Source organism: Micromonospora sp. AB353, assembly GCF_049538395.1.
GTDB lineage: Bacteria > Actinomycetota > Actinomycetes > Mycobacteriales > Micromonosporaceae > Micromonospora > Micromonospora aurantiaca.
In genome coordinates, this window is the sequence record NZ_JBMVFV010000018.1 from 47,846 (window position 1) to 58,844 (window position 10,999).

8 protein-coding genes are annotated in these 10,999 nt (G+C 75.5%); 2 read left to right on the forward strand and 6 right to left on the reverse strand.

Annotated features, from left to right (window positions below; genetic code table 11):
• Window positions 1-245 precede the first annotated feature (245 nt).
• Window positions 246-4,502, forward strand: coding sequence for an FG-GAP-like repeat-containing protein (locus ACPCK6_RS11110; RefSeq protein ID WP_423481042.1), 4,257 nt, complete (start codon window positions 246-248; stop codon window positions 4,500-4,502).
• Window positions 4,503-4,864: 362 nt separating this feature from the next.
• Window positions 4,865-6,823, forward strand: coding sequence for a S8 family serine peptidase (locus ACPCK6_RS11115; protein WP_423481043.1), 1,959 nt, complete (start codon window positions 4,865-4,867; stop codon window positions 6,821-6,823).
• A gap of 13 nt (window positions 6,824-6,836) precedes the next feature.
• Here ACPCK6_RS11115 and ACPCK6_RS11120 read toward each other — a convergent pair whose 3' ends face one another.
• From ACPCK6_RS11120 to ACPCK6_RS11145, 6 genes are all read right to left on the reverse strand, one after another.
• Entirely contained in the window at window positions 6,837-7,736 is a 900-nt protein-coding gene (locus ACPCK6_RS11120) for a GlcNAc-transferase family protein (RefSeq protein WP_396883511.1), read from the reverse strand.
• Window positions 7,733-8,665: a hypothetical protein gene (locus ACPCK6_RS11125; protein ID WP_396883510.1), complete on the reverse strand. Its 933-nt coding sequence runs from the start codon at window positions 8,663-8,665 to the stop codon at window positions 7,733-7,735. Before ACPCK6_RS11125 ends, ACPCK6_RS11120 begins: the two co-directional genes overlap by 4 nt.
• 121 nt (window positions 8,666-8,786) lie before the next feature.
• Window positions 8,787-9,704: a hypothetical protein gene (locus ACPCK6_RS11130; protein WP_396883509.1), complete on the reverse strand. Its 918-nt coding sequence runs from the start codon at window positions 9,702-9,704 to the stop codon at window positions 8,787-8,789.
• The gene (locus ACPCK6_RS11135) at window positions 9,701-10,198 is read right to left on the reverse strand and encodes a type VII secretion system-associated protein (RefSeq protein ID WP_423481044.1); all 498 of its coding nucleotides are present in this window, start codon (window positions 10,196-10,198) and stop codon (window positions 9,701-9,703) included. Before ACPCK6_RS11135 ends, ACPCK6_RS11130 begins: the two co-directional genes overlap by 4 nt.
• A complete protein-coding gene (locus tag ACPCK6_RS11140) occupies window positions 10,195-10,560 on the reverse strand; it encodes a type VII secretion system-associated protein (RefSeq protein WP_423481045.1) in 366 nt (121 codons plus the stop codon). Before ACPCK6_RS11140 ends, ACPCK6_RS11135 begins: the two co-directional genes overlap by 4 nt.
• A gap of 58 nt (window positions 10,561-10,618) precedes the next feature.
• Window positions 10,619-10,942: a YrhB family protein gene (locus tag ACPCK6_RS11145; protein ID WP_396883507.1), complete on the reverse strand. Its 324-nt coding sequence runs from the start codon at window positions 10,940-10,942 to the stop codon at window positions 10,619-10,621.
• Window positions 10,943-10,999: the final 57 nt, after the last annotated feature.

A 10,999-nucleotide genomic window follows, 5' to 3' on the forward strand; every position in this document is an offset into this window, starting at 1 on the left:
GGTTGTCTTGCGCGTGGGCAGAAAGATCCGGCACACCGGGGCGCCGCCCTGGACCGCCGACCCTGTAGCCGGACGTCCCCGGGGGACGAGACTCGTACCGGACCGGCGGTGCCCCCGTGTGCGGCACCCGGCCCGGGCCGGCCGTCTCCCGGTCGATCCGATCGAGACCTCCCCTCTCCTACGACGATCGTGCGTCGCCGTCCGGCCTCACGCCGGACGGTCGTGCGCGCGGAAAGGTGGCAGTGATGCGTTCACGAAGATCAGGCCGGTGGGCCGCCGCGACGGCGGCCGCGCTGGCGGTGGTCCTGCTCGGGCCCGGGGCGACGGTGCCCGGCGCCGCGGCACCGGTCCGGGTCGCCGGCCCGCCGGGAGCGGGCCTCGTCGCCGGCTGCGAGACGTTCGGGTTCACGGCCATGCCGGCGGTCGCCGGTGTCTCCGGGCCCCGTGACGTCGAGGCGGTCGACACCAACCAGAACGGCTTCGACGACCTGCTCGTCGCCTCGGCGAGGGGTGACGGCGACGTGCACCAGCTCATCGCCGTCGGCGACGGGACGTTCCGCACGTCGACGACGCCCGGCGGCCGGCCCGAGGTCTATCCCGTGTCGGGCACGCCGCGCCGCATCACTGTCGGTTACTTCAACCGGGACGCCAAACCGGACTTCGCCGCCGCCACCACCGACGGGGTGAGCATGTGGTACGGCAACGCCGGTACCGACCCGACGTTCGGGCCGGGCGGGCTCCTGCTGGACGGTCGTAGCGTGGCGGACGTCGCGGTGGCCGACTTCGACCGCGATCTGCGGCCCGATCTCGCCGCCGTCGACCCCCGGACCCAGTCCGATCCGGACGACGACCGGGTGCTGGTGTTCCGCAACCTCAACGGCACCTTCGACCAGCGGTTCCTCCTCGGCGACCAGCCGTCGTACGTCCGGCCCGACTTCCTCGCCGCCGGCGACCTGACCGGCAACGGCGTGCCCGATGTGCTGCTCAGCAGCTACGGGCAGGGCACGGTGTCGGTGATCCGTGACGGCATGAACAGCCCCGCGCCCCGGCTCGAAGGGCTGGGCGAGGCGTTGCAGCCGGCGATCGCCGACTTCGACCTCGACGGCCGGCTCGACGCGGCCGTGGCGATCCTCGGCGAGGACCGGATCCGGTTGTGGAGCGACTTCCGCGACCCGCCGTCCGGCGGCTTCCCGCCGGCGCCCCGGGAGCTGCCGTCGCTGGACCTGGGGCCGCTGACCCCGGGACGCGAGGGTCCGCACGACGTGGACGTCGCCGACGTCAACCGGGACGGCCGTCCCGACCTGGTGGTGGTCGGCTACGCCAGCCGGGCGGTCTACGTCTTCCCCGGCAACGGTGACGGCACGTTCGGCACCCCGGCCGTTCTGGCGGCGGGTAGCCGGCCGGTGCAGGCGGCAGTGGGCCGGTTCGACAACAACCAGTCCCTCGACGTGGCCGTCCTGGACGAGGTCGACAACACCCTGCGCGTCTACCTGAACACCTGCACCGCACCCGGGCCGAACCTGACGGTGCACGGGGTGGAGGCCACCCAGGTCATCCAGGACCTGGGCAACTCCGTCGACCTGGTCGCCGACCGCCGCACCGTCGTGCGGGCGTACGTCGGCACCGACGCGGCGACGCCCGCGGTGACGGCCGCCCTGCACGGGTTCCGGGCCGACGGTACGTCGCTGGGCCCGCCGCTCGCCCCGGCGAACCCGGGCCGCCTGCTGGTGCCCGACCGGACGGTGCGGCGCGGACAGCTGGGCGGGGGGTTCCTGTTCGAGCTGCCCACCACGTGGACGAGCGAGGGAGAGGTCAGGCTGCGGGTCGAGATCAACCCGGACCGTCGCGTCACCGAACCCGACTACCTGGACAACGTGGCCGAGCGCACGGTGCGCTTCCAGGCGTCCGGACCGGTACGCGTCAAGCTGATCCGGCTCGGTTACCAGCGCGACGGTCAGACCGTGCTGCCTCCCGAGTCCGACCTGGACCGGGCCGAGTCGCTGCTGCGGCGGACGCTGCCGACGAGCCGGCTGGAGGTCACCCGCGCCGACTACCGCACCGACGAGCCGTTCCGCTGGATCGGCGACGACAGCTACTACCGCGACGCCTCGGACACGCTCTCGGTGCTGAACAACTACCTGACCGCGACGGCGGGGACGCGGGAACCCGGCGTCTACCACCTGGTCATGGTGAACCGGAGACAGATGGGCGGCCGGGCCGACGCCATCCCCGGATGGGTGGCGGTCGGCGGGTCGCACGATCCCACGATCATCCTGCACGAACTGGGGCACCTGCTCGGCGCGCGGCACGTCGAGTGCACCGACGACCCCGACGACGAGACCGGGCGGCGAACCTACCCGTACCCGCGCGGCACCATCGGCGGGCCGGACCCGGCTGATCCCCGCTTCGCCGGCTACGACATCGGCGACTACTCGGTCGGGGCTCCGCGCCGGGTCGTCTGGGCGCCGGACACCAGCCCGCCGGTCGCCGACATGATGAGCTACTGCCGGAACAAGTGGATCTCCGACGACCTGTGGCGGCTGTGGCGCGACCGCGTCCAGAACCCGCCCGCCCAGCAGGGCGCGACGGGTGACCTGCTGGCACTGTCCGGCGTCGTCGGCGACGGTGACGCCACCCTCACCGGGCAGCGTCTGACCCGCACCACCGAGCGTCCGGCCACCACGCCCGGCCCGTACGCGCTGCGGCTGCTCGACGCCGCCGGGGCGACGCTCGCCGAGCACCCGTTCACCCCGGGGGCGGCCACCGAGCACGCCGCGACACGTCCCTTCCACGAGGTCGTCGACTTCGTCCCCGGCACCCGCCGGGTGACGCTCGTGGACACCCGCGCCGGGCGGAACCTCGCCACCCTCGCGGTGTCGGCGAACCCGCCCGTCGTGGCGCTGGCGGGTGAGGCGCCACCCGCGTCGGTGCCGGCCACCGGGCCGGTCACGGTGGGCTGGAACGCCGGCGACGCCGACGGCGGCCCGGTCACCGCGAGCGTCCTGTACAGCCCGGACGGCGGCGACGACTGGCGGGTGCTGGCCTCCGGGCTCACCGGGACGTCGTACACAGTGGACGCCGCCCAGCTCGCCGGCACCGGCGGCGCGGCCACCGGCCGGCTGCGGGTGCGGGTCACCGACGGGGTGAACACCGCCGACGCGACGAGTGGCCCGCTCACCGTCGCCGGCAAGAACCCGGCGGTACGGATCACCGCGCCGATGGACGGCACGTTCTTCGCCACCGGGCAGACGGTCACGCTCGCCGCGTCCGTCACCGACCCGGAGCAGGGCGACCTGGACGGGCCGGCGGTGCGCTGGACCTCCGACCGCGACGGCGACCTCGGCACCGGCGCCACCCGTACCCCGGGACAGCTCAGCGAGGGACGGCACGTCGTCACCGTCACCGCCACCGACGCCGACGGCCTGCGGGCCACCGCGCGTACCGAGGTGACTGTGGGCCGGGTCCTGCCGGCCGGTGGGCCGCCCACCGCCGACGCCGGACCGGACCGGGCCGCCGTCGAGGGCGACACCGTCACCCTCGACGCGACCCGGACCACGGACCCGGACGGTGACCCGGTGACCCTGTCCTGGGCGGTGCTCGCCCAGCCGGACGGTGGCGGGCTCGGCGGCGGCCTGCGGCTGGAGGGCCCGGCCCGCACGCCGTCGTTCCGCGCCGACCGGGCCGGTACGTACCGGCTGGAACTGACCGCCACCGACGCCCGCCACGGCACCACCACCGACACGGTGACCGTCACCGTGGCGAACCGGCCGGTCCAGGTGAGCCCGATCGCGCTCGACGAGGAGCTGCGGGTGGCCGGTCCGGTCACCGTGCGGGCCACGTTCACCGACCCGGGCGTGCCGGACACCCACCGGTGCGCCGTCGACTGGGACGGCGAGGGCCCGGCCCCGGCCACGCCCGGCGTGGTCAGCGAGGACCGCAACGAGGGCGGCTGCGTCGCCACCGGCGATCTGCGGCCCGGCGTGCACGTCGCGCGCCTCACCGTGACCGGCGACGACGGCGGAACCGGGCATCAGACGGTACGGATCGTGGTCTACGACCCGTCGGACGTGACGGTCGCCGGCGCCGGCGCGATCGTCTCACCGGCCGGCGCGCTCAGCGCCGACGTGGCCGCCACCGGGCCGGGGGAGTTCGCCTTCGTCGCGGGCCTGGTGAAGGGCTCACCCACGCCGTTCGGCGCGACCACCTTCCGGCTGCCGGGACGCGAGTTCACGTTCGCCGGTACGACACACGAGCGCCTGACCGTCGCCGGATCGGTGGGCCGGTACGGCGGTGAGGGCACGGTGAACGGCCGGCCGGGGTACGCGTACCAGCTCACGGTCGCCGACGCCCCGGACGGGCGTGACGTGGACCGGTTCCGGATCAGGATCTGGGAGAGCGACGGAGGGCGCGTCGTCTACGACAGCGGACGGGGCGCACCGGACGATCTCGACCCGGCGCACCTGCAACCGCTGAACCAGGGCCGCGTCGTGGTCGTCGGCTAGCCCGGTGCCCCTCCCGCCGTCCGCCGCCGGCACGAGGCGGACGGCGGGAGGCCGCGCCCGTCGCGCACCCAATGTCCTAGGACGCTGTAGAGGGTGTGCGGGCCGCGACGGCCGGCACACCGCCGAGCCTCGTCGTCCGAGGACGTCGACATCTCATCGGGGATGCGTGGACGGACCGCCGCGGCCATGTCCGGATCGTCCGGCGGCGCTTCGTGCGTCGGGGATCCGCGATGCTAGCCTGCCCGTCTGGTATGGACAGTCTTCTCGACCGGGTTCAAGAGTGGATCGATGACGGATGGTTCGGACGCCCGGCGTCCGCGGCACCACACGACGTCCGGGACCGGCACCCGGGGTGGCCGCCGATGACGCGTACCGCACCGGCTGTCATCGGGGCCGCGCTCGCCGCCGTCGTCGCGTCGGCGGTGCTCGCGCTGGCGCCGCTCCCGGCGTCGGCGGCCCGCCCCGACGGTGACCCCGTCAAGTTCTACACCGTCGCGGCGGCCCACCAGGGCGAGCCGGAGAACCTCACCGAGATCGCGGAGCGGTTCCTGGGGGACGGCGCACGAGCGGCCGAACTGTTCGCGCTCAACAGCGGGCGGATCCAGCCGGACGGCCGCACCCTCACCGACGGCGCCCGGCTCCGGGCCGGCTGGGTGCTCGTCCTGCCGTGGGACGCGTACGGCAGCGAGGTCCGCCAGGGCGTCCCGCCGGTTGCGAGACCGGCGCCGGGTACGTCCACGCCGGACGAAGGGCAGCGCACCGCCGACGGTGACGCGGCCACCCGCCCGCCGAAGGGGTGCCGCACCGTCACGGCGTCGCGCGCCACCTCGTCGTGGGCCGGTCCGCGCGTCGCAGCCGAACAGGCGTGGGCGCACAGCCGGGGCCGGAACCAGCTCGTGGCAGTCGTCGACTCCGGCGTCGCCGGCGGTCTGGCCGCGCTCGCCGGCCGGGTGACGACCGGCGTCGACCGGGCGACCGGCGGCGTCCGCGGTGACACCGACTGCCTGGGCACCGGTACGGCGATGGCCGGGCTGATCGTGGCACAGCCGGTGAAGGGGTCGACGGTGGCCGGCGTCGCGCCCGACGCGGCGGTCATGCCGGTCCGGGTGGCGGGCAGGACTGCCGGCGCCTCGGCCGCGGCCAGCGCGGCGGGCATCCGGGCGGCGGTCGGCTCCGGCGCCTCCGTCATCGCGCTCGGGCCGCAGGTGGACCTCGGGCAGGCCGAGGTGGTGACCGCCGTCAACGAGGCGGCCGACGCGGGCGTGGTGGTCGTGGTGGGCGCCGCCGGCGAGCAGGATCCGGCGGATCCGGACGTGCCGATGCGCGGCGCGGTGCTGCGCGTGGGCGGGATCGGGCCGGACGGGGACACTGCCGACAGCTACCGGTCCGGGGGCGTGGACGTGGTCGCGCCGGGCGTCGACGTGACAAGCCTCGGCATCACCGGCACCCGGCCGGTGACCGGGACCGGCACGCACCACGCGGTCGCGTACGTGGCGGGGCAGGTGGCGCTGATCCGGTCGGCGTACCCGGACCTCGACCCGGCGCAGGTCCGCAACCGGGTGCTGAAGACGGCGAAGACCACCGGCGGCTTCGCGCCGGAGATCGACCTGACCGCCTCCGTCACCGCCGTGCTGCCCGAGGAGGCGCCCCGGGCGCAGGCGGCCGAGCAGACGTCCGGCTCCACGGCTGGGATCGGCCGCCGGGCCGCGTTGCTGGCGCTCGCCGGGCTGGCGGCGCTCGCCGCCGTCCTGCTGGGCCTGCGCGCCCGCCGTCGGGCGGGAGCGGGCGACGGTGCCGGATCTTCCGCGGCGGCACCGGCCGTGCCGCCGTCCCCGTCCGCCGCTGCCTCGGCGGAACCCGCCCCGACACGGGTCGACCCGGGCGTGCACGCGGCAGCGGTGGCGGAGCTGAGCCGCGACCCCGCGCTGCGGCACCTGGCCGCCGACGAGGCGGGGATGGCGTACCTGGCGGAGACCCGGCCGGAGGCGCGCGAGAAGGCGTTGATCGGCCTGGTGCCGGGCATGGACGACGAGACGGTCGCCGCGCTGCCGGCGATGGTGACGGCGCTGCCCGGCACCGACGAGCAGGAACAGTCGCTCACCGGTGTCCTGGTGGACGTCCGGCGTCACCTGCGCGGCGATCCGCTCGCGCTGGACCGGGCGCTGGTGCGGGCCGGGAAGGTCCGGTGGCAGTCCCAGTACGACCTGGCCGAGCACGTGACGTCGTACGCCCGCCAGCATCCGGAGCTGGCGCGGCTCGCCACCGCCATCGCCGAGACCCGCTGGTCGAGCGGCGCCGGGGAACCGGCGCGGGGCACCTGACCGGACCGGCCGGTCAGAGCACCACCAGTTCCTGGGCCAGCATGTCGGTCCACGTGCGCCGGGTGAAGTTGCAGCCGGTGTGCGCCACGAACTGCTCCAGGGTGCGGACCGGCCCGATGCCGAGCCGGTCCACCGGCGGGGTGTGCAGCATGTAGAGCACCCGGCGGCGGCTCAGCTCCTCGTAGCGGGCCCAGTCGGACTCGACGTGGTCGCTCCAGTGCCGCGGCCTGTCCTGCCGGATGTAGTAGTGCCAGGTCAGCACCTCGGTGGGGTGGAACAGGTCGTAGCCCCACGTGAAGGCACGCAGGGCCAGGGTGATCTCCTCGCCGTGGAAGTAGATGCCCGGGTCGTACGGAACCTCGGTGACGAACGACCCGGGTGCGAAGAGGAACCCGGCGGCCAGGAACAGCGCCGGCTTGGGCGGTACGCCGGGCGCGGCCCCCTCGATCAGTCGCTGACCGAAGACCGGTACGCCGACGTTCGTCCAGTCGCTGACGACGATCTCGGCGGGCGCGCCCGCGCCGGTGAACTCCTGATCGGGCTCGTAGCTCGGCGGGTACGCGGTCAGGACCGGCTTCGCCGCTCCGGTCTCCCGCGCCATCCGGATCATCCGCACGTCCCAGTCCGGCGCGAACCGGGTGTGGCTGTCCACCTGCAACAGCCAGTCCTCGCCGCGGTACCGCTGGAACGTCTTGTCCCGGGCCCAGCAGGCGCCGCGGCTGTCCCGGGCGTCGTACTCCCGCACGTCCACCTGCGGCAGATCCCGGATGGCGGAGATGTCCTCGTCGCCGAGGTGCTGCCAGCACACCGCGATGCGGACGTCCTCCGGATGCGCCGCCTTGGCCAGGCAGTCCAGCACCGTCGGCACCAGTTCCCGGTCCCGGTACGACGCGATCGCCACGAAGATGGTCACGCGTGGGCCTCCGCCGGGACGAGGGCGTACGACTGGAACAGCAGCGCCAGCGCGCGGTGCTCGTCGGCGGGGTCGGTGGCCGGCAGCAGGTCGCCGCGCGACCGGATGTGGGCCAGCAGGTCCGGCTCGGGCGCCAGCCCGTACGCCTGGAGGTAGTAGGCGACGGACTCGGGCCAGAGCCAGCGTCCGTCGGTGCGGTAGGTCATCGGCACGACCCGGCCGCGTGCGGGCTCCACCACGTCGGGCCCGCGTGCGGTGGTGGCGAGCACCGGCGTGCCCGCGTCCAGGTACGCCGCCGCCCGTTCGAGGTCGGCGCCGGACAGCCGCTCGCGGTCCGGCGTGAAGCGCGCGCCGTCGTCGTCCACCTCGTCGAAGACGCGGGCGATCCGCAGCGGCCCGGTGTCCCGGTCGGCCCAGAGCAGCGCGCCGGACCGGCGGGCCGCGGCCGAATACGCCGGAAGCTTGTCGCCGGGGCGGTACACCTCGACCAGCGGCGCCGAGACCCCGGCCCCGGCCAGCGCCCGCATCACTGTCGCCGCCGTCGCGGCCTGCGGCCCGGCGGTCTCCAGCACGTAGACCGGTGCGGGCGGGATCACCGCGGCGGCCCACTCCGGGGCGATCCGCCATCCGCGCCACAACGCCACCGCGCCGGGCTGCTGCCGTGCCGCCGCGACAGCGACCCGGTCGGTGTCGTCCATCAGGCCGTCGCGGCCGGTGAGGTCGGCCAGCGGCGGCACCCGCCCACCGAAGACACGCGGATTCGGTACGGCGGACGCGAACGTGAACGGCAGGTCGACAGCTCCGGGCGGCTCGGGGAGGGACACCGTGCCGGTGTCGGCGAGCCGGAGCCGCGCCTCGGCGAGCGTGGCGTCCGGCACCCGGCCACCGAGGTGCAGCAGCGCGGTGTGCAGCTCGTCCTGCTCCGTCATTCCCGGCCTCCTCGCGTCCTCGTCGGCGGGCGCATTCGACCACGCCGGCAGCCGGGAGCGCCGGGCCGCGCGAGGGCTCGTGCCCGAGAAGCACCGCGACCGGGGCCGTTCGTGCATCCGGTCAGCGCGCGCCCGCGCGTACCAGGGCGGCGAGCGCCCGGTGGACGGCGACCGCGCCGGCCGGTTCCGGTGGGTCGGCCCGGCACCGCCGCAGGTGCCGCAGCAGACCCTCGTCGGCCAGCGCGCCCTCGTCGAGCAGCCGATCGGCCACGTCGGCCGGCCAGACCCAGGCGCCGTCGGTGCGCAGGTGCGCGGTCAGGGCGGGCGCCGACCGCAGGTGGGTGACGAATGCGGCGACCTCGTCGTCGTCGACCGGCAGCCGGGCGTCCCCGTCGGCGGCCAGGCGTACCTCGCCGGGCGGCTGCGGGGCCCAGATCAGCGCGGACCGGGACCGGGCCGTCCACTGGTACGCGGGCAGCGGCAGATCGGGCCGGTACACCTCGACCGGTGCGGCGTGCCCGGCGTCGGCGAGCGCCCGCTGTCCCCGGCCGGCGACGGCGGGCAGCTCGTCGTCGGGCACCGTCGCCTCGACCAGGTAGACGCGCACGGCGTCGACGGTGCCGTCCGGCTCCCGGGTGATCCGCCAGCAGCGCCACACCCCGGTGGTGCGCGCCGGGTCCAGCACGTCGAGCAGCGCCCGGTCGAGGTCGTCCACGGTGCCGCCGGCGGTCTCGTCCACCACCGGTGGCCCGGCCGTCGCGTACAGCGGCAGGTCGGCCGGCGGGAACGGGACGAACAGGGCCATCGGATCGGCGTCCACGTCCTCGTCCGCCGCCGGGCCGGGCAGCGGCGTCCGCGGGGGCAGCAGCGCGGCGAGCACCGCGATCTCCGCCGCGGACTGCGGGAACGCGCCGAGCAACCCGGCCGCGCAGGCGTCGTGGTCGCCGCGGGCGAGCAGGGTACGCAGGCCGGCGAGGTCGTCGTCCGGGATCCGGCCGGCGGCGCGCAGGCAGAGCAGGTGCAGCAGGCCCGTGCTCATCGCGTCGCCGCCGTCTCGCGCAGGAACGCGGCGGCCAGCCGGGCGGGCGCCGGGCCACCGGGGTTGACGAGCACGTCACGGTCACCGGCCACGGCGGCCAGTTCCGCCAGGTCGAGCAGCCGCCACCCGGGCGCGGGCACCGGTTCCCGGTGGGGGTCGCCGGTCGCGACCACCACGCACCGCTCGTCGTCCGGGGTGTGGACGACGAGCGGTCGCCGGTCACCGTTCACGGCCAGGTGCAGGGTGGACGCGTGCAGCACCGCCCGCAGGTGCGCCGGCTGCGCCGTACCGGCCGCGACCAGGCGCAGCAGGGCGTCGAGCGGGTCGGCGGGGGAGTCCGGGAAATGCCGGCGGTAGTCCGGGTTGCGCCGGAACTCGCCCACCTCGCCGTCCTCGGCGACCTGCCACACCCCGAGGACCGCCTCGAACGGCGGCTCGTCGTCGTCTGCCGGCCACTCCGGGTCGAGCAGGAACACGAACTCGTCGTCGCTCATCCGCCCGTGTCCTCGTCCGCGTACCGGAGCGCGTGCCAGACGAGCGCGGCGGCCAGCCGTACCGGCTCGGGGCCGTCCGGGTCGACCAGGACGTCGATGCCGTCCGGCAGCAGTTCGGCCAGCTCGACCGCCTCGACCCGGCGCCACTCGGGCGCGAAGGTACGCGCGCGCTCCTCCGCCGTGGTCGCCACCGTCACGCACGGCTCGTCGTCGAAGGAGCGGACGACGAGCGGACGGCCGTCGCCGTTCATCGCGAGGTCGAGCCGGGCGCCGCGCAGCGCGGACTGCACCTGCTCGATCGTGGCGTCACCGCGCATCATCCGGCGCAGCAGCACGTCGAGCGGCTCGGCGCTGTCGGTCATTGTTCCTCCAGGTGGCGGCGGCCCGCCGCGAGGGTCACGGCGGGACGCCCGTCCGGGCTCAGGCGAACGGGTCCGGCGCGGCCGGGACCGGCACCGCCGGCAGCCCCTCCCGTGCGGCGTACTCGTTGAGCCAGCGCTCCAGCGGCGGGCCGGACGGCGCCACCCACGGCTCGGCGCCGTTCTTCGGCACGACCAGCGGGCCCACCGCGAGCGTGTCCATGATGCTGCCGGTCTCGGTGGCCCGGACCGTGTTGAACGGGTAGACCCAGCACCACTCGTACTCGGCCGGTGCGTCCGGGGCGAGCAGCGTCAGCGGCTGCCCCGGGTTCTCCAGGCCGCGCAGCGCGGCCTGCGCCCGGGTGCGGGCGTCGTCGGCGTTCATCGGGTTGTCCTTCGCTGTCGATGGTGGTCGGACGGGTGCCCGCCCCGGCCGCAGTGA